The 20,829-nt window shown below is 59.9% G+C and carries 13 protein-coding genes; 1 reads left to right on the top strand and 12 read right to left on the bottom strand.

The genetic code is table 11. The features are described 5' to 3' along the window. Positions 1-196 precede the first annotated feature (196 nt). From JOE39_RS21620 to JOE39_RS21570, 11 genes are all read right to left on the bottom strand, one after another. The gene (locus JOE39_RS21620; RefSeq protein WP_122220509.1) at positions 197-1,744 is read right to left on the bottom strand and encodes an amidase family protein; all 1,548 of its coding nucleotides are present in this window, start codon (positions 1,742-1,744) and stop codon (positions 197-199) included. A 165-nt stretch (positions 1,745-1,909) separates the two neighbouring features. Next, positions 1,910-3,328: an FAD-dependent oxidoreductase gene (locus JOE39_RS21615; RefSeq protein ID WP_003422526.1), complete on the bottom strand. Its 1,419-nt coding sequence runs from the start codon at positions 3,326-3,328 to the stop codon at positions 1,910-1,912. 121 nt (positions 3,329-3,449) lie between these two features. Further along, positions 3,450-7,895: a glutamate synthase large subunit gene (gene gltB, locus JOE39_RS21610; RefSeq protein ID WP_024665235.1), complete on the bottom strand. Its 4,446-nt coding sequence runs from the start codon at positions 7,893-7,895 to the stop codon at positions 3,450-3,452. A gap of 357 nt (positions 7,896-8,252) precedes the next feature. Next, positions 8,253-9,869 (bottom strand): AAA family ATPase, encoded by a 1,617-nt coding sequence (locus tag JOE39_RS21605; RefSeq protein WP_003316656.1) that lies wholly within the window; start codon positions 9,867-9,869, stop codon positions 8,253-8,255. 10 nt (positions 9,870-9,879) lie between these two features. Beyond that, positions 9,880-10,983 carry a 3-dehydroquinate synthase gene (gene aroB, locus JOE39_RS21600; protein WP_024665234.1) on the bottom strand — a complete coding sequence of 368 codons (1,104 nt, stop codon included), beginning with the start codon at positions 10,981-10,983 and terminating at the stop codon, positions 9,880-9,882. 115 nt (positions 10,984-11,098) lie between these two features. Next, a complete protein-coding gene (aroK, locus tag JOE39_RS21595) occupies positions 11,099-11,617 on the bottom strand; it encodes a shikimate kinase AroK (RefSeq protein WP_003341387.1) in 519 nt (172 codons plus the stop codon). A 4-nt stretch (positions 11,618-11,621) separates the two neighbouring features. Continuing rightward, complete coding sequence (gene pilQ, locus JOE39_RS21590) at positions 11,622-13,727, bottom strand: type IV pilus secretin PilQ (RefSeq protein WP_024665233.1); 2,106 nt, start codon at positions 13,725-13,727, stop codon at positions 11,622-11,624. 47 nt (positions 13,728-13,774) lie between these two features. After that, the gene (gene pilP / locus JOE39_RS21585) at positions 13,775-14,302 is read right to left on the bottom strand and encodes a type 4a pilus biogenesis lipoprotein PilP (protein WP_003316653.1); all 528 of its coding nucleotides are present in this window, start codon (positions 14,300-14,302) and stop codon (positions 13,775-13,777) included. After that, positions 14,299-14,922, bottom strand: coding sequence for a type 4a pilus biogenesis protein PilO (pilO, locus tag JOE39_RS21580; protein ID WP_003316652.1), 624 nt, complete (start codon positions 14,920-14,922; stop codon positions 14,299-14,301). Before pilO ends, pilP begins: the two co-directional genes overlap by 4 nt. Beyond that, positions 14,919-15,500, bottom strand: coding sequence for a PilN domain-containing protein (locus JOE39_RS21575; RefSeq protein WP_003316651.1), 582 nt, complete (start codon positions 15,498-15,500; stop codon positions 14,919-14,921). Before JOE39_RS21575 ends, pilO begins: the two co-directional genes overlap by 4 nt. Next, entirely contained in the window at positions 15,500-16,564 is a 1,065-nt protein-coding gene (locus JOE39_RS21570; protein ID WP_003341394.1) for a pilus assembly protein PilM, read from the bottom strand. Before JOE39_RS21570 ends, JOE39_RS21575 begins: the two co-directional genes overlap by 1 nt. 206 nt (positions 16,565-16,770) lie before the next feature. On the opposite strand from JOE39_RS21570, the gene JOE39_RS21565 reads away from it, so the two are divergent. Continuing rightward, complete coding sequence (locus JOE39_RS21565; protein WP_003341396.1) at positions 16,771-19,215, top strand: penicillin-binding protein 1A; 2,445 nt, start codon at positions 16,771-16,773, stop codon at positions 19,213-19,215. 218 nt (positions 19,216-19,433) lie between these two features. Here the strand turns inward: JOE39_RS21565 and JOE39_RS21560 are convergent, their stop codons facing one another. After that, on the bottom strand, positions 19,434-20,702 hold the full coding sequence (locus JOE39_RS21560; protein ID WP_003316648.1) for a malic enzyme-like NAD(P)-binding protein: 1,269 nt from the start codon (positions 20,700-20,702) through the stop codon (positions 19,434-19,436). Positions 20,703-20,829 lie beyond the last annotated feature (127 nt).

The raw sequence follows: 20,829 nt of genomic DNA, 5'->3' as shown, positions 1-20,829 counted from the left end.
GTCACCTACACCGCAACAGGCTTTGATCGGCATTCAAAAGAGGGATTGAAACCTTGATACACCGCCTGCGGCAGGGCGGTGAAACTTAATGAAAAGCGCTTTTCAATACCGGGATCAGGTTATTTCAAAACGTCACGAAACCGTTTTCCCAGGCCCCCCAATCCAGGCATGACCTTGGCCACGCTGGAATATGGAATCAATTATCCTGACTGATACCCGAATGCCCCGAAGCTGCAGATGCTGCTAGCGCCTGTTCAAGTGCGTAGGCATAGCTCAGCAAATCAGCTTCATCCCAGGCAGTGGAAAGAAAATATAACCCTCTTGGCAGGCCATTCTCTTCGAGCCCGACGGGCACGGTTATTCCCGGATATCCCGCGATTGCGCCAACCGCTTTGAACGAAACCTCTGACCAGTCAATGAGCGCGTCAAGCGAGTGCTGTTGCAGGAGCCCATCGATCAATTGCCGATGAGCAGTGCGCAAATGGGTTGCAATGGACAGGTAATTCTCCTGATCGAGAGTCGCGCCCGAGGAGTCAATCAATAAATCCTGGTCATAGGCTTGCGCGCCATCAGACGCGGTATTGAATGCAATGATGTCATCCAGCGTGCTGACCCCCAGCCCGGTGCGTGTGCTCAAGTAAGCGTTAAGCTCACGCTTGAAGTCATGCAGCAGCACTCGATACTCCGGGGTGCTGTCAATCGACGGAACGTCGACTGGAACCAGTATCGCCCCGGCCGAACTCAAACGACTCTTCACCTTTTGGAATTCAGGATCGTCGTCCATCAGCATGCCGTCATGGGTGTGGCTCGAATAGCCCAGGCGCTTGCCGTTCAACGCGTCCGCTCTGAGCTGATCGACATAGTTCACGGTGTCAGCGCAGGCTCGGGCGGTGGCTTCGTCGAGAGGGTCGGTACCGCTCATCGCCGTCAGCAGGATGGCGGTATCCGTGACCGTTCGCGCCATGGGCCCGGGGGTGTCCTGACGACTGGAGAGCGGAATCATGCCGGTACGGCTGAGCCGGCCCAGCGTAGGCCTCAGCCCTACGACACCACTCGTGGCTGCAGGCTGGATGATCGACCCATTGGTTTCGGTGCCCACCGCCAGGGGTGAAAATCCAGCCGCAAGAGCCACTGCCGAACCGGAGCTGGAGCCAAGCGGATCAGCGTTCAAGTCATAGGGATGACGCGTCTGCCCGCCGCGACCACTCCAACCGCTCGGCACCTCGTACCCACGAAAATGCGCCCATTCGCTGAGATTGGCTTTGCCGATGATGATCGCGCCGGCCTCGCGAAGCCGCTGCACCACGAAAGCATCGTGGGGCGCAGGCGCCCCGACCATAGCGAGCGCACCCGCAGTCGTCTGCATCCTGTCGGCCGTATCGAGATTGTCTTTTATCACGATGGGGATGCCATGCAGCGGCCCACGTTGCTCCCCACGGGAACGCTCCCCGTCCAGTTGCGCGGCTATCTGCAGAGCGTCGGGGTTGATTTCAATGAGGGCGTTAAGCGCCGGGCCATTTTTGTTCAGCACTTCGATGCGCTGGAGCAGGTCTGTCACCAGCCCGGCAGAGGTCAGGCTGCCTGCGCTCATGCGTCGCTGGAGCTCGACACTGGACTCAAAGTAAACCGCCTTGTTTTCGATGATCGAACCGAAAACCGGTCCATCGAAGTTGGCGTACGCCTGGCTGGCAAATGTGCAGGGCGCTATCGAGAGCGCGAGACAGAAACCAAACTGATTGTTCATGATGTCCTTCCCTGGTTGATAAAACGCTCGTCTTGAGCGAGTTACACCAAGCTTAGGAAGGAGGGGGCAGAAGGGATGTCAGAGAAATCGGTAAATTACCCGTGATGGGTAGACGCTTGTTGCCAGAGCGCGCCTGAGTAGCGGCACGCTCTGGCAACACAAGGCTCAGACGCCCAGGTAATCCAGAATCCCTTCAGCCGCATTACGGCCTTCGAAGATAGCGGTCACCACCAGGTCGGAGCCGCGCACCATGTCGCCACCCGCGAAGATCTTCGGGTTGCTGGTCTGGTGCTTGTACTGCGCCTGTTCCGGGGCCACGACGCGGCCCTGGCTGTCGGTGCTTATGGTGAACTGCTCGAACCAGGGCGCCGGGCTTGGGCGGAAGCCGAAGGCGATGACCACGGCTTCTGCCGGGATGATCTCTTCGGAGCCCGGAATCGGTTCGGGACTGCGACGACCACGGGCATCCGGTTCGCCCAGGCGCGTCTCGACCACTTTCACGCCTTCAACCTTACCTTCGCCAATGATGGCGATAGGCTGACGGTTGTAGAGGAACCTCACGCCTTCTTCCTTGGCGTTTTTCACTTCCTTGCGCGAGCCAGGCATGTTTTCTTCGTCGCGACGGTAGGCGCAGGTCACTGACTTGGCGCCCTGGCGGATCGAGGTGCGGTTGCAGTCCATCGCCGTGTCGCCACCGCCCAGAACCACGACCCGCTTGCCCTTCATGTCGACAAAGTCTTCCGGCGCCTTTTCAAAACCCAGGTTGCGATTGACGTTGGCGATCAGGAAGTCGAGCGCATCGTGCACGCCCGGCAGATCCTCACCGGGGAAGCCGCCTTTCATGTAGGTGTAGGTGCCCATGCCCATGAACACCGCATCGTACTCGGCGAGCAGTTGATCGATGGTGACATCCTTGCCGACTTCGGTGTTGAGACGGAATTCGATACCCATGCCGGTGAACACTTCACGGCGATGGCTCAGCACGGATTTCTCCAGCTTGAATTCCGGGATACCGAAGGTCAGCAGACCGCCGATTTCCGGGTTCTTGTCGAACACCACCGGGGTCACGCCGCCGCGCACCAGCACGTCGGCACAGCCCAGGCCCGCAGGCCCCGCGCCGATGATCGCGACGCGCTTGCCGGTCGGCACGACCTTGGACATGTCCGGACGCCAGCCCATCGCAAAGGCAGTATCGGTGATGTACTTCTCGACCGAACCGATGGTTACCGCACCAAAACCGTCGTTCAGTGTGCAGGCACCTTCACACAGGCGATCCTGCGGGCACACACGGCCGCAGACTTCCGGCAGGGTGTTGGTCTGGTGCGACAATTCCGCAGCCGCGAGGATATTGCCCTCGGCGACCAGCTTGAGCCAGTTGGGAATGAAGTTGTGCACCGGGCACTTCCATTCGCAATACGGGTTGCCGCAGCCCAGGCAGCGGTGCGCTTGATCGGCAGACTGCTGGGGCTTGAAAGGCTCGTAGATTTCCACGAACTCTTTCTTGCGTTGACGCAGCAGTTTCTTCTTCGGGTCTTTACGTCCGACGTCGATGAACTGGAAGTCGTTACTGAGACGTTCAGCCATTCTCTGGAGCCTCTTTGCGGCAGCTTCAGGTTACAAGCCTGAAGCTGCGGGAATCATGATCGCAGGCAATTGGCGCACTGCTGTTAACGTGCGGCGTGAAGCTTGCCGCTCGCAGCTGCTGTTATTGCGGGTTGGCCCGAGTGCTGGAGAGCAGCGATTTCAGGTTGGCAGCCTTGGGCTTGACCAGCCAGAAACGACGCAGGTAATCGTCCAGGTTTTCCGCGATATTACGGCCCCATTCGCTGTCGGTTTCTGCGACGTATTCATTCAGGACGCTTTGCAGGTGAGTGCGGTAAGCCTCCATCGATTCGCCGCTGATACGCTGGATCTCGACCAGTTCATGGTTGACGAGGTCAACGAAGGTGTTGTCCAGGTCGAGCACGTAGGCGAAACCGCCGGTCATGCCGGAACCGAAGTTGTAGCCGGTCTTGCCCAGTACGCAGACGAAACCACCCGTCATGTATTCGCAGCAATGATCGCCAGTGCCTTCAACAACAGTGTGAGCACCAGAGTTACGCACGGCGAAACGCTCGCCTGCCGTACCTGCCGCAAACAGCTTGCCGCCGGTTGCGCCGTACAGGCAGGTGTTGCCGATGATCGCGCTTTCGTTGGTCTTGAACGGGCTGCCCTTGGGCGGCACGATCACCAGCTTGCCAGCGGTCATGCCCTTGCCGACGTAGTCGTTGGCATCGCCTTCCAGATACATGTTCAGGCCACCGGCGTTCCACACCCCGAAGCTCTGACCGGCAGTGCCCTTGAAGCGGAAGGTGACAGGTGCCTTGTTCATGCCCTGGTTGCCGTGCAGTCTGGCGATTTCGCCAGAGATGCGCGCGCCGATCGAACGGTCGCAGTTGCAGATATCCAGCTCGTAGTCGCCGCCACTGAGCGACTCGATGGCCGGCTTGGCCATCTCCACCATCTTCTCGGCCAGCAGGCCCTTGTCGAACGGCGGGTTGCGATCCACCTGGCTGAACTGAGGCTTGTCGGCCGGAATGTGGTCACTGCCCAGCAACGGTGTCAGGTCCAGATGCTGCTGCTTCTCGGTTTCGCCCGGCAGGATGTCCAGCAGGTCGGTGCGGCCGATCAGCTCTTCCAGTGAGCGAACACCCAGCTTGGCCAGCCACTCGCGGGTTTCTTCCGCCACGTAGGTGAAGAAGTTGATCACCATGTCGACGGTGCCGATGTAGTGGTCCTTGCGCAGCTTTTCGTTCTGGGTCGCTACGCCGGTGGCGCAGTTGTTCAGGTGGCAGATACGCAGGTATTTGCAGCCCAGCGCGATCATCGGCGCGGTGCCGAAGCCGAAGCTTTCGGCCCCGAGGATGGCGGCCTTGATCACGTCCAGGCCGGTTTTCAGACCACCGTCGGTTTGTACCCGAACCTTGCCGCGCAGGTCGTTGCCACGCAGGGTCTGGTGGGTTTCGGCCAGCCCCAGCTCCCACGGTGCGCCGGCGTACTTGATCGAGGTCAGCGGCGATGCGCCGGTGCCACCGTCGTAACCGGAAATGGTGATCAGGTCGGCATAGGCCTTGGCGACACCGGCGGCAATGGTGCCGACGCCCGCTTCTGCCACCAGCTTGACCGAGACCAGCGCCGCCGGGTTGACCTGTTTCAGGTCAAAAATCAGCTGCGACAAGTCTTCGATGGAATAGATGTCGTGGTGTGGAGGCGGCGAAATCAGCGTCACGCCCGGTACTGCATAACGCAGCTTGGCGATCAGGCCATTGACCTTGCCGCCGGGCAGTTGCCCGCCCTCGCCTGGCTTGGCACCCTGCGCGACCTTGATCTGCAGCACATCGGCATTGACCAGATACTCGGGCGTCACGCCAAAGCGGCCCGTCGCGATCTGCTTGATCTTGGAACTGCGGACCGTGCCGTAACGGGCCGGGTCTTCGCCACCCTCACCGGAGTTGGAGCGCGCGCCCAGACGATTCATCGCCTCGGCCAACGCTTCGTGGGCCTCGGGCGACAAAGCGCCCAGAGAAATACCGGCCGAGTCGAAGCGCTTGAAGATTTCGCTCAGCGGCTCGATTTCGTCGATGTTCAGCGGCTGATCGATTGTCCTGACCTGCAGCAGGTCACGAATCATCGACACCGGACGCTGGTCCACCAGTGAGGTGTATTCCTTGAACTTGCTGTAGTCGCCCTGCTGCACGGCAGCCTGCAGGGTGCTGACCACGTCCGGATTGTAGGCGTGGTACTCGCCACCAAACACGAACTTGAGCAGGCCGCCTTGCTGGATCGGCTTGCGCGGGCTCCAGGCCTCGGCAGCCAGCGCCTTCTGTTCGGCTTCGATGTCGACAAAGCGCGCGCCCTTCAGGCGGCTCGGTACACCGCGGAAGCTGAGGTCGCAAACTTCCTCGGACAGGCCAATGGCTTCGAACAACTGCGCGCCACGGTAGGACGCAACGGTCGAGATGCCCATCTTCGAGAGGATCTTGAGCAGGCCCTTGGTGATGCCTTTGCGGTAGTTCTTGAAGACTTCGTACAGATCGCCCAGTACTTCGCCGGTACGGATCAGGTCGCCCAGCACTTCGTAGGCCAGGAACGGATAGACCGCCGAGGCGCCGAAGCCGATCAGCACGGCGAAATGGTGCGGGTCACGCGCCGTTGCGGTTTCGACCAGGATGTTGCTGTCGCAGCGCAGACCCCGCTCGGTCAGACGGTGGTGAACCGCGCCGACCGCCAGCGAGGCGTGCACCGGCAGCTTGCCCGGCGCGATGTGTCGGTCGCTCAGCACGATCAGTGTATGACCGGCACGCACGGCCTCTTCGGCCTGATCGGCAACGCTGCGCACAGCGGCTTCAAGGCCCAGGCTTTCATCGTAGTTCAGGTCAATGATATGGCGCTCGAACCCTGGACGCTCCAGGTTCATCAGCGAGCGCCATTTGGCTGGCGAAATGACCGGCGAGCTGAGGATCACGCGCGAGGCGTGCTCCGGTGACTCCTGGAAGATATTGCGCTCGGCACCAAGGCAGATCTCCAGCGACATGACGATGGCTTCACGCAGCGGGTCGATCGGCGGGTTGGTCACCTGCGCGAACTGCTGACGGAAGTAATCGTAAGGCGAGCGCACACGACGCGACAGCACGGCCATTGGCGTGTCGTCACCCATCGAGCCTACGGCTTCCTGACCCTGCTCGCCCAGCGGACGCAGCACCTGATCACGCTCTTCGAACGTGACCTGATACATCTTCATGTACTGCTTGAGCTGCTCGCTGTCGTAAAAAGCCGAACCGTGGTCATTGTCTTCCATGGTCGCCTGAATGCGCAGGGCATTCTTGCGCAGCCATTGCTTGTACGGATGACGCGACTTGAGGCGGTTGTCGATAGCATCGGTGTCGAGGATCTGACCGGTTTCGGTGTCCACGGCAAAGATCTGCCCCGGACCGACACGGCCCTTGGCGATGACATCTTCGGGTTTGTAATCCCACACGCCGATTTCCGATGCGAGGGTGATGTAGCCGTTCTTGGTCGTGACCCAGCGCGCCGGGCGCAGGCCGTTGCGGTCTAGCAGGCAGACCGCATGACGACCTTCGGTCATGACCACGCCCGCAGGGCCGTCCCACGGCTCCATGTGCATGGAGTTGTACTCATAGAACGCCCGCAGGTCCGGGTCCATGGTCTCGACGTTCTGCCACGCAGGCGGAATGATCATGCGCACGCCACGGAACAGGTCGATGCCGCCGGTGACCATCAGCTCAAGCATGTTGTCCATGCTCGATGAGTCAGAACCCACGCGGTTGACCAGCGGGCCCAGTTCGTCCAGGTCCATCAGATCGTTGGTGAACTTGGTGCGCCGCGCCTGTGCCCAGTTGCGGTTGCCGGTAATGGTGTTGATCTCGCCGTTGTGGGCGAGGAAGCGGAACGGCTGCGCCAGCGGCCATTTCGGCAGGGTATTGGTGGAAAAGCGCTGGTGGAACACGCAGATAGCGGTCTGCAGACGCTCGTCGCTCAGGTCCGGGAAGAAGGCCGTGAGGTCGGCCGGCATCATCAGGCCTTTATAAATGATGGTCTTGTGCGAAAAGCTGCAGATGTAGTGATCGGTATCTGCGGCGTTGGACACCGACGAGCGGCGACGCGCACTGAACAGTTTGATGGCGAATTCCTGATCGCTCAGGCCTTCACCGCCAATGAATACTTGCTCGATTTTCGGCAGGCGCTCCAGCGCCAGGCGACCCAGAACGCTGGTATCGATCGGCACCTGACGCCAGCCCACCAGATCCAGGCCTTCGGCGAGGATTTCGCGGTTCATGTTTTCGCGCGCGGCGTCGGCCCTGGCGTCGTCCTGATTGAGGAACACCATGCCCACAGCATATTGGCGGGGCAGATCGACGTTGAAGTGTTGCTTGGCGATCGCACGCAGGAAGCCATCGGGCTTCTGAATCAACAGACCGCAACCGTCGCCGGTCTTGCCGTCGGCGTTGATACCGCCACGGTGGGTCATGCAGGTCAGGGCCTGAACGGCCGTCTGCAACAGGTGATGACTGGGCTCGCCCTGCATATGAGCGATCAGGCCGAAGCCGCAGTTATCCTTGAATTCATCTGGTTGGTACAGACCTGCTTTCATAGACACTTTCTCACCAGGCTGCCTCTATGCGAGGCAAATTTCCTTTTAATTCAACCAATTACCTGTCACGCCGAACGTGCGCCAGCTTCGGACAGGCAAAACGGAGGTCATTGTACACAGCGACACAAGGGCTAACAAATTTAACGACGATTGGCTGATAATCAATGTCGCAATTATGAAAGTTTTAAAACGGGTCGCTGTGCTAGTCAAAGTATTTCTTCGTGAATCTGACTGACGCGACGGGAGACTGTAGGGCGCTTGTAACGCAGACGCCGCAAGGCACGGGCCGATAGGCCGCGCGCGCAGGCGGGTTAAGTCAGGTAGGTCGGCGGCGGCCCGGGTAGGGCCGCTGCGACTTTAACGAGTGGCGCCGAGCTCTTGTTGGACGCTGGCGACAGTACGAGGCCAAGGTTTACCAGCCTGAACCTTGGCTGGCAATACCTTGATGGCTGCCAGGGCGGCAGCACGGTCAGGAAAGTTGCCATACGTCACAACGTACAGCGGCTTGCCCTGCAGGGTTTTCTTGAAATAACGATACTCACCACCCTGCTCTGCAACGTAGGCTTGGGCCGTCGCTTCGGAGCTGGTGCCGAGAATCTGCACCACATAGTGGCCTGGTGCCTGGCTGCTGTACCAGCTACCGCCGGCAGCCGGTTTGGCCGCGGCCGCTGCCGGTTTTTCAGCCGGTTTGGCAGCAGGAGCCGGGGCTGGCTTGGCTGTGGCGACCTGAGTTTGCGCAGGTGCCGGCTTGGCAGCTGGCGCCGGGGTCGGTGCAGGGATGGACGAACGAGGCGTCTGCGCTGCGGCCTGACCTGCCGGAACACCGGCTGGCGGCGCAGTAGTGGTCACGGTCGGCGGCTGGGCAGGCGAACCTGTCGGCACGGCGTCTTCGTCGGAATCACTGGAACCGGCGGCTTCGGCCAGAGGACCGCGCATCACCGGCTGGTTGCCATTCATCGGCAACGGCATCGGCTGGGAATTGCCAGCGAATTCGATGGCCGGGCTGCCGTTGTTGGATTGTTGAGCAGTTGGCTTGCCTTCACCCAGCGGCAGTTGCGCCTGAGCGGAAGCCGGGGCATTGGCGGGTGTACCCGTCTTGTCGCCGCGACCCGGGATCAGCACGGCTGCTGCCACGGCCACTATGACAACGGCACCCAAGGCCAATACGTGTTTTTTCGGCATTTTGAACCCCACACTTGGACGCTTGACCGCGGAACGACTCGCGATCATCGCCTCGATCATTGAATCGCGGGCTACCTGGTTGATTGCGCCAGGCCAGCCATCGGACTGTTCATGAATATCGGTGATCTGGTCGGCGGTGAACAACGCGATTCCCTGCCCTGCACCCTCCAGACGCTGAGCCAGATACTCCCGGGTTTCCTCTTCCGTATAGGGTTGCAGCTCGATGACGTGAAAGCGTTCGCCTTCAACATCGCCCTGCAGGTCGGCACACATCTGATCGAGACGATCGAGCAGCGATGGCTCTCCGAACAGGAATACATGCGGACGCCCTTCAGGCGTTCCCGCAGCAAGACCCAGCAACGCTTCGAGCGCCGAATCGCCAAGTTGTTCCGCATCGTCAACCAGCAAGTAGACTTCCTGGCCGGTCAGCCCGAGTTGCACGACCTGCGACAGGATCGACTGCATTTCAGCCTGCGCGACGCTCAGCGCCTGCGCGACCTGCTGCAGCACGCCCGCGGCATCGCCGGCACCGCGCGCAGAAATCACGACACTTTGCACAGACTGCTTGTTGGTGCTTGCCACCAGCGCCTGGCGCAGCAGGGTCTTGCCGCTGCCCTGAGGCCCGGTTACCGCCAGCAGCAGCTGACTGTAGCGCGCCAGATGATGAAGCTGACCCAGCACAGGCTTGCGTTGGGCAGGAAAGAATTTGAAGCCAGGTACCCGCGCCGCAAAGGGGTCATGACTCAACTGATAATGGCCGAGGAAGGCCTCGTCGGCATGCAAACTAGTCATGGGGTTTCCGTTAACCTCTGAGCTGATCCACCAAGGCGCGATAATCCGCAACCAGGGTGGCCTGTAATACTTCTTTTGGATATTCGTCTGTGATAACCGCTTCGCCCATCCGGCGCAACAGCACCAGACGCAGGCGACCGTCGATGACTTTCTTGTCGATCGCCATGTGTTCGAGGAAATTGTCTTCCGTCATCTCCTGCGGAGGCACGACCGGCAGCCCGGCACGCTGAAACAGGCGAATGCCGCGATCCCGTTCCTGTGTGCTGATCCAGCCCAGGCGCGAGGACATTTCCAGCGCCATGACCGTCCCGGCAGCAACCGCCTCGCCATGCAGCCAGACACCATAGCCCATATGCGTCTCGATGGCGTGCCCGAATGTGTGACCCAGGTTCAATGTCGCACGAACACCGGACTCGCGCTCATCGGCGCCGACCACCAGCGCCTTGGCGGCGCAGGAACGTTCGATGGCTACGGTCAGCGCCGCCTGGTCCAGCCCGCGCAGCGCATCGACGTGCTCTTCGAGCCAGGTCAGGAAGGGCTCGTCGCAGATCAGGCCATATTTGATGACTTCCGCCAGCCCTGCGGACAGCTCACGCTCGGGCAGGGTATCGAGCGAGGTGGTATCGATCAGCACCACACTCGGCTGATAGAAGGCACCCACCATGTTCTTGCCCAGCGGATGGTTGATGCCGGTCTTGCCGCCAACCGACGAATCCACCTGAGACAGCAGTGTGGTCGGGATCTGGATGAAGTTCACGCCGCGCTGATAACAAGCGGCAGCGAACCCGGCCATGTCGCCAATCACCCCGCCACCCAGGGCGATGACCGTGGTGCGACGATCATGACGGGCGGTCAGCAAGCCATCGAAAATGGTCTGCAGGGTTTCCCAGTTCTTGAATGCTTCGCCATCGGGCAGAACAATCGGCAGAACGTTGTAACCGGCCAGGGTTTGCGTCAGGCGCTCCAGGTACAGCGGTGCCACTGTCGTATTGGAGACGATAGCAACCTGACGCCCGACGATATGCGGGGCCAGGAGCTCGGGCTGATCCAGCAGGCCTTCGCCAATATGGATCGGGTAGCTACGCTCACCAAGCTCGACCTTAAGTGTCTGCATGTGTCCCCACATTGATTACCGATTGGACGGTTTGTGCTTCAGCAGGTCATGACGCAAGGCCACGAACCGACGCTGTTTTGCTGGGCGACGAGAATAGCGCATTTTCGCCTGCGCTTTAACGGGGAGGAAGCTCTGCCAGTCGCGCCAGTATCTCGAGAACCACCATTCGGGGTGGCCGCTCATCGGTTTCAATCACGATATCGGCGATTTCCCGATAAAGCGGGTCGCGGATGGCCAGCAGTTCGCTCAGCACACGGGCAGGATCAGCGGTACGCAGCAAAGGACGATTGCGATCACGCGCGGTGCGCCCCACCTGCTGCTCGATCGAGGCGTGCAAGTAAACCACGCGCCCGCCGGCCCGCAGTGCCTGGCGATTTTCGCTGCGCATGACCGCGCCACCGCCGGTCGCCAGAACCACGCCATCGGCGTCGCACAGTTCGGCAATCATGGCCTGCTCGCGATCACGAAAACCCGGTTCGCCTTCCTTGTCGAAGATCCAGGGAATGTTGGCGCCCGTACGCAGCTCGATTTCCTTGTCGGAATCCTTGAACGGCAGTCGCAATTCTTTGGCAAGCAAGCGGCCGATGGTGCTCTTGCCAGCACCCATCGGCCCCACAAGTATTAAATTTCGCACAAAATCAACGACTCACAGAAATCGCCTGGTTGTTCATGATACGCGGAGTCAGAAATACCAACAGCTCGGATTTGGACTCAGATACCACATCGCGCCTGAAAAGCCGGCCAAGATACGGTACATCGCCAAGAAATGGCACTTTATCGACAACTTTACTTTGCGTATTCGAGAACACACCACCGATGACGATGGTCTCGCCGTCGGAAATCAGCACTTTGGCGTTGACCTCGTTCTTCTTGATCGGCGGCACACCCAGCACCGCATTCAGGTAGTCCGGCTCGTCCTTGGTGACCTTCACTTCCATGATGATGCGATTGTCCGGCGTGATCTGCGGCGTCACTTCAAGCGACAGGGAAGCCTCCTTGAAGCTCACGGTGGTCGCACCGCTGGAGCTGGATTCCTGATACGGGATCTCCGTACCCTTGAGGATCTTGGCGGTTTCCTTGTCGGAAGTGACCACCTTGGGCTGGGAGACGATTTCACCGTTGCCGGTTTTCTCCATGGCACTCAGTTCAAGGTCCAGCAACGTGTTGTTGGTCACGAAACCAAGGCCGATACCCGAGGTGGCGCCGGCTGCGCCCAGGTCCACGAACGGCACGTTGGGGGTCAGGTTGCCGCTGGTGTTACCGGCCTCGTCGCCATTATTGTCAAGCCCGTAGGTTGTCCATTTTCTGTTACCGCTGGTGTTCGTAGAGCCGCCCCAGCGAACCCCGAGCTGCTTGTTGTAATCGACGTTGGCCTCGACGATGCGCGCCTCGATCATCACCTGGCGTACCGGGATGTCCAGTTGCGAAACGATACGACGCAGTTCGTCGAGTCGTTCCTGGGTCTGGTAGGCAATGATGTTATTGGTCCGGTCGTCCACCGTGATCGAGCCGCGCTCATCGGCCTTGGACTCGGCACTGGTCACAGACTGGAACAGCTTGGCGATGTCGGCAGCCTTGGCGTAATTGACCTGCAACAGCTCACGGCGCAGGGGCGCCAGCTCGGCGATCTGCTTGAGCGACTCCAGCTCCTGACGCTCGCGGGCGGCAATTTCATCGGCTGGCGCAACCAGCAGCACGTTGCCGACCTTGCGTTTGTCCAGGCCCTTGGTTTTCAGCACCAGGTCCAGCGCCTGATCCCACGGCACATTCTGCAGACGCAGAGTGATACCACCCTGGACCGTATCGCTGGCCACCAGATTGAGGTTGGTGAAGTCGGCAATCAGCTGCAGCACCGAACGCACGTCGATGTCCTGGAAGTTCAGCGACAGCTTTTCACCGGTGTACGCCGGTTTGTCAGCGGCGCGGCGGTCGACGTCCTCGTTGGTCAATGGACGCACGCTGATCGTCAGCTTGTTTTCGGTCTGAAACGCCGAGTAGTCGAAGGCGCCCGACGGCTCGATCAGAATGCTGGCCTTGTCACCCGACGCCGAAGCACTGACGAACTGCACCGGCGTGGCGAAGTCCTTGACGTCCAGGCGGACGCGCAGCGGTTCGGGCAGTTGGGTCTTGGCGAAGTCCACGCGGATCTTGCCGCCCTGCTCCTGAATATCCGGGGCAATGCTGGGGTTGCTCAGGTCGATGACCACATTGCCTTCACCCAGCTCGCCACGCTGGAAATCGACATTCCTGATGGCCTTGACGCCAGCGGGGATGAACGGCCTGGCGGATGCCGGCGTGGGCGGCGGCACCGCGACCCGTTGCGCGCCCATCGCAGTGGTCGGCTGGGAGGCTTGCGCGGCGCCGGCACCCTGGCCGATGACCACGAACAGGTTGTTGCCATCGACGCGGGAGCTGTAAGGCGAAAGCGTGGTCAGGTTGATGATCACCCGAGTGCGGTCCTGAGCCTGAACCACAACCACACTGCGCGCATTGCCGCTGCCCAGATCACGACTTTTGGTCGCCAGCTGGCTGGTAACACCCGGCAGATCCAGCGCAATGCGCGCCGGTTGCGACGTGGTGTAACCGCGCGGTGCAGGCACCGGGGCATCGAATGCCAGCTTCAGCTCGATGCGATCGCCCGGCAGGGCGGCGACATCCAGGGTCTTGAGGTTGGCAGCCTGGAGAACCGGCGACAGCATCGCGATGCATAACGACACGCCGATAATCGAGAGAATCCGGGTCATGATCAATTTCCGTTGAGCGCTACTGTGCATACTTGGCCTTGCCCACTTCATGAGCGTTCTTTGAGGGCGATCGTGCGCGGCCTTTCCAGCCACGCCCCCTCTCCATCAGGAACAATTTCGATGACATCAACCTGCGCGTCGCCGATCGACACTACCCGGCCGTTGTTACGCCCAAGGTAGTCGCCCACCTTGACGCGATGAACACCTCCGGCACCGCGCAGCAGGGCAAAGGTCCCTGACTCGTTGCCAATCGTGCCGACCATCTCGAACGACTCGATATTGAAGCCTTCAAGGAACTGCCTGACCCGGTGTTCGTCCGGCGCCACCAGGCGTGAACCCTTCTGCCGGTTGAGCAGGTCGATCTTGACCGGCGGTTGAAACGGACTGCGCAGCGTGGAGGCGTTATAGGTGAACGCCTCATACGGCCGAAACTTGGGGAGCGGCTCGACGTTGCCACTCGGGCGGGCTCTGGCCTGATCCATGAATTCAGACAGATCGGCAAAATCATTGTCATTACCGCAACCGGCGAGCCCTGCCAGAACCACACTGACGCACAGCAATCGCGCCGCCCTCATTTCTTCAGCCCTTCATCGTTGTAGCGGTAGGTCTTGGCCAGAATGCTCATGCGCAATTTGGTTGGCACTTTGGGATCGACCGGCTTGATCTCGAAATCATGCAGCGTGACGATGCGCGGCAGGCTGGCTACGCCGCTGACGAAGGTCGCCAGGTCGTGATAACCCCCGACCACGGTGATCTGTATCGGCAGCTCGATGTAGAACTGCTGGACCGCCTCGGGCAGCAGCTTGATTTCCTCGAACTCGAGCCCGCTTCCCAACCCGGTGCGCGTGATGTCCTCAAGCAGGCCGGGCACTTCGGTGTCGCTGGGCAATTGCCGCAGCAGCGCGCCGAAGGTGTTTTCCATTTCTTCCATCTGCTTCTTGTACGGCTCGAGGTTGGCCGCCTGGAAGGCCTTGTTGGAGAACTGCTCCTTGAGCGTCACCTCGCTGCTCTGGGCACTTTCCAGCTGGGTTTCCAGGTCCTGGATAAAGAAGAAATAGCCCAGTGCGAAAATCGTGACCGCAACCAGCAGCCCGGCAATGGCCTTGACCGCTGCTGGCCATGAGCCCAGGTTGTTCAGGTCCAGTTCGCTCAGATCGACCTTGCGCAGCCCTTCCAGCCATTCGGACATATTCATGGCTTGGCTCCTGCGGCAGGGACAGCGGCAACCGGGGGCTGAGTCTGACGTACGGTCAGCTGAAAGACGTTGGCTTGATCCACAGCACCGGCCGTAGTGGCCTTGACCTCAGTGAGGCTCGGCGCTTCCAGCCAGTCAGAGGCTTCAAGGTTACGCATCAGGTCGGAAACCCGGTTGTTCGACTCGGCAGCGCCACTAATGGCAATCAGCTTGTCGGTCATTTTGACCTGCGAGTAATAAACGCCATCCGGCAGGGTCCGCGCCAGTTGATCGAAGACGCGTCCGGTGATCGGGCGGTTGCCTTGCAGGTCCTGAATGATCTTCATGCGCTCGAGCAACTGTTTGCGACGGGCCTTGAGATCACTGATCTCCTTGATACGGATATCGAGCTGAGCAATCTGCGTCTGCAGAAAGGCATTGCGCGCCATCTGATGCTCGATGCCATTGCTGACGTAACGATCGATCAGAAACAGAATGCCGACTGACACCACCAGCACGCCGACCAGTGCGGTCAGGAAGCGTTTCTTTCGTTCTTCGCGAAGCTCTTCGCGCCACGGTAATAAGTTGATCCGCGCCATCAGTCGAAGCTCCTCAACGCCAGGCCGCACGCGATCATCAGCGCCGGCGCATCACTGGCCAGAGCGCCTGCATTGACCTTGGAGCTCAGTGCCATGTCGGCAAACGGGTTGGCGACCATGGTCGGCGTGCCGATGCGCCGCTGGATCAGATGCTCAAGCCCTGAAATCGAGGCCGTGCCGCCTGCCAGCATGATGTGATCCACTGAGTTGTATTGACCGGCCGCGAAGAAGAACTGCAGGGATCGGGAAACCTGCTGCACCAGCGCTTCCTTGAAGGGCTCGAGCACCTCGCTGACGTAATCGTCGGGCAAGCCGCCCTGCTTCTTGGCAAGCCCGGCTTCCTCCATGGAGAGCCCGTAGCGGCGCTGGATTTCGTCAGTCAACTGGCGCCCACCAAACAGCTGCTCGCGGGTATAGATGATCCGTCCATGATGCAGCACGCTCAGGGTGGTCATGGTGGCGCCGATATCGACCACGGCCACCGTCAGCTCGTCATGGCCATTGCCCAGTTGCGCCGCCAGCAAACCGAACGAACGCTCAAGCGCGTAGGCCTCGACATCGACAACGCGTGCGGTCAGCCCGGCCAGTGCCAGCGCGGCCTCGCGTACTTCGACGTTTTCCTTGCGGCAGGCAGCCAGTAACACCTCGACGCGCTCGGGGTTGCGCACCGAATAGCCCTGCACTTCGAAATCGATGGCGACTTCTTCCAGCGGATAGGGGATGTACTGGTCAGCTTCAAGCTTGAGCTGGTTTTCCATGTCATCGTCGGAAAGCCCGGCGTCCATCTCGATGGTCTTGGTGATCACCGCCGAACCGGCCACGGCAACCGCCACGATCTTGACGCTGGTCTTGGCCTTGACGAGCACGCGTGACAACGCCTGCCCGACCCCTTCGAGTTCGGCAATGTTCTTTTCGACGACCGCGTTGGCCGGCAATGGCTCTACTGCGTAAGACTCGACCTTGTAACGGGTGCCGGAACGACTCAATTCCAGGAGTTTTACCGAGGTGGAGCTAATATCGATCCCTAGAAGGGTGTTGGCCTTCTTACTGAAGAGTTCGAACACAACCTGATTCCTATGAGTTTCCGTCACTTACGGAGTTATTTCGGGCCAACGTCACTGTCGACAGCCTTGACAGTAGCGCAAATCACGCTTGGGGACGAAAAATGCTTATAATGCCCAGCGTTTTTTTCATTTAACAAAGCTTCAAGGCATGTTCATTTGTAAATGCCTGCGCTTAACCCATTATTTTTTCTGGAAATCCAAAAGCCTTGATACGCCTGCTGAAGTTTTTCTGGTGGTCCCTCGTCGCGGTATTCTGCTCGCTGTTGCTTGGCCTGAGCGGCGCGTTTCTTTACCTGAGCCCGACCCTGCCATCCGTTGATGCGCTGCGAAGCATTCAACTGCAAATCCCCCTGCGCGTGTTCACCAGCGACGGCAAGCTGATTGCCGAGTTCGGTGAAATGCGCCGCACGCCGATTCGCTTCGCGGAAATCCCGCCCAATTTCATCAACGCACTGCTGTCGGCCGAAGACGACAACTTCGCCAACCACTATGGCGTCGACCCGGGCAGCCTGATGCGCGCCGCCACTCAGTTGGTCAAGAGCGGCCATATTCAGTCAGGCGGCAGTACCATCACCATGCAGGTCGCGAAAAACTTCTTCCTGACCAGCGAGCGCAGCTTTTCGCGCAAAACCACCGAGATTCTGTTGGCCTTGCAAATCGAGCGCCAACTTACCAAGGACGAGATTCTCGAGCTGTACGTCAACAAGATTTATCTGGGTAACCGCGCCTACGGGATCGAGGCGGCGGCGCAAGTCTACTATGGCAAATCGATTCGCGATGTAAGCCTTGCGCAAATGGCCATGATTGCCGGTCTGCCCAAGGCCCCGTCACGTTTCAACCCGTTGGCCAACCCGACCCGCGCCAAGGAACGTCGCGACTGGATCCTCGGCCGCATGTATCGCTTGGGCAAGATCGACCAGACCGCTTACCAGGCCGCTTTGAGTGAGCCGCTCAACGCCAGCTATCACGTGCCGACACCGGAAGTGAATGCGCCGTACATCGCTGAGATGGCGCGGGCAGAAATGGTCGGCCGTTATGGCAGCGAGGCCTATACAGAAGGCTTCCGCGTCACCACGACGGTACCTAGTGACCTTCAGGAACACGCCAACAAGTCCATCCAGCAGGGCTTGATCGATTACGACCAGCGCCACGGTTACCGTGGTCCGGAAAGCCGCTTCCCGGGCATGACCCGAGTCAACTGGGTACAGGAACTGACCAAACAGCGCACGATCAACGGCCTTGAGCCCGGCATCGTGACGCAGGTCGACAAGACCGGTCTGCGTGTTCTGACCCACAACGGCGAGAAGGAAGAAACCGTCGACTGGGCCACTATGAAGTGGGCACGGCCTTACCTGAATACCAACAGCCTGGGCGCCAATCCGAAGCAGCCGGGTGATGTTGCAAAGGTTGGCGACCTCGTCCGTCTGCTGCGCCAGGACGATGGCTCGCTGAAATTTAGTCAAATTCCCGTCGCGCAAAGCGCGCTGGTATCGCTTGATCCGCAGAACGGTGCCATTCGCTCGCTGGTCGGCGGCTTCGCGTTCGAGCAGAGCAACTACAACCGCGCCATGCAGGCCAAACGCCAACCGGGCTCGAGCTTCAAGCCGTTCATCTATAGTGCCGCACTCGATAACGGTTACACCGCTTCCAGCCTGGTGAACGACGCGCCTATCGTGTTCGTCGACGAATATCTGGACAAGGTATGGCGTCCGAAAAATGACACCAACACCTTCCTTGGGCCGATCCGCCTGCGCGAGGCGCTGTACAAGTCTCGCAACCTGGTATCGATCCGCCTGCTCCAGGCCCTCGGCATCGACAGCACCATCGACTACATCACCCGCTTCGGCTTCTCCAAGCAGGACTTGCCGCGCAACCTGTCGCTGGCACTGGGTACGGCGACGTTGACCCCGATGGAAATCGCCACCGGCTGGGCGACCTTCGCCAACGGTGGTTACAAGGTCAGCCCTTATCTGATCCAGACCATCGAGAACCGTGACGGTCAGACCCTGTTCGTCGCCAACCCGCCAAGCGTTCCGGTCAACGATGTGAACACAGCGCCCAATACGTCGACGTTTGCCGTGCATGACAGCCCGAGCGTCGTTGCGGGTCCACCGGGCGCACCCGCCCAGCCGCAAGCGCCTGCCGTTGCCGAGCGCATTGTCGATGGCCGCACCACGTACATTTTGAACAGCATGCTGCAGGACGTGATCAAGCGCGGCACCGGGCGCCGCGCGCTGTCCATGAACAGACCGGACATCGCGGGCAAGACCGGTACCACCAACGATTCCAAGGATGCGTGGTTCTCGGGCTACAACGCGGATTACGTGACGACGGTGTGGAGTGGTTTCGATCAGCCTGAAAGCCTTGGCCGTCACGAATTCGGGGGGACGGTCTCGCTGCCGATCTGGATGGACTACATGAGCGCCGCGCTCAAGGACAAGCCACCGCATCAGCAGGCCGAACCGCCAGGCATTCTCAGCCTGCGCGTCGACCCATTGAGTGGCCGCGCCGCCACGCCAAGCACGCCGAACGCATTCTTCGAGTTGTTCAAAAGCGAAGACACACCGCCAAGCGTCAACGAACTGGGCGGCAGCAGCGCACCGGGCAGCCCGTTGCCGGCAGATGAGTCCGCGCCGATCGATTTGTTCTGATAGCACAGACTTAATGGATCAGTAGATTTTCAGCGGCTGCATAGGCCTCTTCGTGAGCAAGCTCACTCCCACGGATTCGGGGATGATCCGGGCTATGTGGGAGCGAGCTTGCTCGCGAAGAGGCCAGTTCAATCCCTGAAAATGCCCCACAAGAGCAGGGTATCCAAGGCATAAAAAAACCCCTGCATCGCTGCAGGGGTTTTTTATTGGGTCAGGGATCAACCCTTGAACACGTCGTCCACGCTGGTCAGCGGGTAGTGCTTCGGATACGGCAGGGTGGCAACACCGGTCTCGATGGCGGCCTTGGCCACTGCATCGGAGATCAGGCCCAGCAGGCGGGTATCCATTGGCTTCGGAATGATGTACTCACGACCGAATTCCAGTTTGATACCGCCGTAGGCGTCGCTGACTTCCTGAGGCACAGGCAGCTTGGCCAGTTCGCGCAGGGCGTTGGCCGCGGCGATTTTCATTTCTTCGTTGATGCGCTTGGCGCGAACGTCCAGAGCACCACGGAAAATGAACGGGAAGCCGAGCACGTTGTTGACCTGGTTCGGGTAGTCCGAACGACCAGTGGCCATGATCACGTCGCTGCGGGTGGCGTGAGCCAGTTCCGGGGAGATTTCCGGATCAGGGTTCGAGCAGGCGAACACGATCGGATCCTTGGCCATCAGCTTGAGGTTTTCAGCGCTCAGCAGGTTAGGACCGGACAGGCCTACAAATACGTCAGCGCCATCCAGCGCGTCAGTCAGCGAGCGCTTCTCGGTCGCGTGAGCGAATGCAGCCTTGTACTGGTTCAGGTCGGTACGGCCGGAGTGGACAACGCCGGTACGGTCGACCATGAAGATGTTTTCGATCTTCGCGCCCATGCTCACCAGCAGCTTCATGCAGGAGATGGCCGCAGCGCCAGCGCCCAGGCAGACGATCTTCGCTGAATCGAGGGTCTTGCCGACGATTTCCAGTGCGTTGATCATGCCGGCCGCCGTCACGATAGCGGTGCCGTGCTGGTCATCGTGGAAAACCGGGATGTCGCACTGTTCGATCAGCGCCTTCTCGATTTCAAAGCACTCAGGCGCCTTGATGTCTTCCAGGTTGATGCCACCGAAGGTGATGGAAATACGCTTGACGGTGTCGATGAACGCCTGCGGGCTTTCGGAATCGACTTCGATATCGAAAACGTCGATACCGGCGAAGCGCTTGAACAGAACCCCTTTACCTTCCATAACCGGCTTGGAAGCCAATGGCCCCAGATCGCCGAGGCCGAGAATCGCGGTACCATCGGAAATAACTGCTACCAGATTGCCTTTGCCGGTGTACTTGTAAGCCAGCTCGGGGTCACGGGCAATTTCACGCACGGGTTCAGCAACGCCAGGGCTGTAGGCCAGAGCCAGGTCACGAGCGGTTGCAGTCGGCTTGGTGAGTTCGACGCTCAGCTTCCCCGGACGAGGATTGGCATGGTATTCGAGCGCGGCAGTTTTCAGATCTGACATGTATTGGATTCCGCTTTTTTTACTGTGGGACAGACGGACCGCCGAGGATACGCAAGATGCATAGTCCTAACAAGACTGACCAGTCACTGCTGTCAATAGGCTCGGGCTTAGACTTTACGCTTAGAGG

It is taken from the genome of Pseudomonas sp. PvP100 (genome assembly GCF_017833055.1).
In the GTDB taxonomy this organism is placed as follows: Bacteria; Pseudomonadota; Gammaproteobacteria; order Pseudomonadales; family Pseudomonadaceae; genus Aquipseudomonas; species Aquipseudomonas syringae.
Note: the sequence above shows the minus strand (reverse complement) of the source record. Positions and strands in the feature narration are given on the sequence as shown.

Excerpts from the sequence above, each read along its gene's own strand:
- JOE39_RS21620 (WP_122220509.1), bottom strand. The coding sequence starts at position 1,744 with ATGAACAATCAGTTTGGTTTCTGTCTCGCGCTCTCGATAGCGCCCTGC.
- JOE39_RS21615 (WP_003422526.1), bottom strand. The coding sequence starts at position 3,328 with ATGGCTGAACGTCTCAGTAACGACTTCCAGTTCATCGACGTCGGACGT.
- gltB (WP_024665235.1), bottom strand. The coding sequence starts at position 7,895 with ATGAAAGCAGGTCTGTACCAACCAGATGAATTCAAGGATAACTGCGGC.
- JOE39_RS21605 (WP_003316656.1), bottom strand. The coding sequence starts at position 9,869 with ATGACTAGTTTGCATGCCGACGAGGCCTTCCTCGGCCATTATCAGTTG.
- aroB (WP_024665234.1), bottom strand. The coding sequence starts at position 10,983 with ATGCAGACACTTAAGGTCGAGCTTGGTGAGCGTAGCTACCCGATCCAT.
- pilQ (WP_024665233.1), bottom strand. The coding sequence starts at position 13,727 with ATGACCCGGATTCTCTCGATTATCGGCGTGTCGTTATGCATCGCGATG.
- pilP (WP_003316653.1), bottom strand. The coding sequence starts at position 14,302 with ATGAGGGCGGCGCGATTGCTGTGCGTCAGTGTGGTTCTGGCAGGGCTC.
- pilO (WP_003316652.1), bottom strand. The coding sequence starts at position 14,922 with ATGAATATGTCCGAATGGCTGGAAGGGCTGCGCAAGGTCGATCTGAGC.
- JOE39_RS21575 (WP_003316651.1), bottom strand. The coding sequence starts at position 15,500 with ATGGCGCGGATCAACTTATTACCGTGGCGCGAAGAGCTTCGCGAAGAA.
- JOE39_RS21560 (WP_003316648.1), bottom strand. The coding sequence starts at position 20,702 with ATGTCAGATCTGAAAACTGCCGCGCTCGAATACCATGCCAATCCTCGT.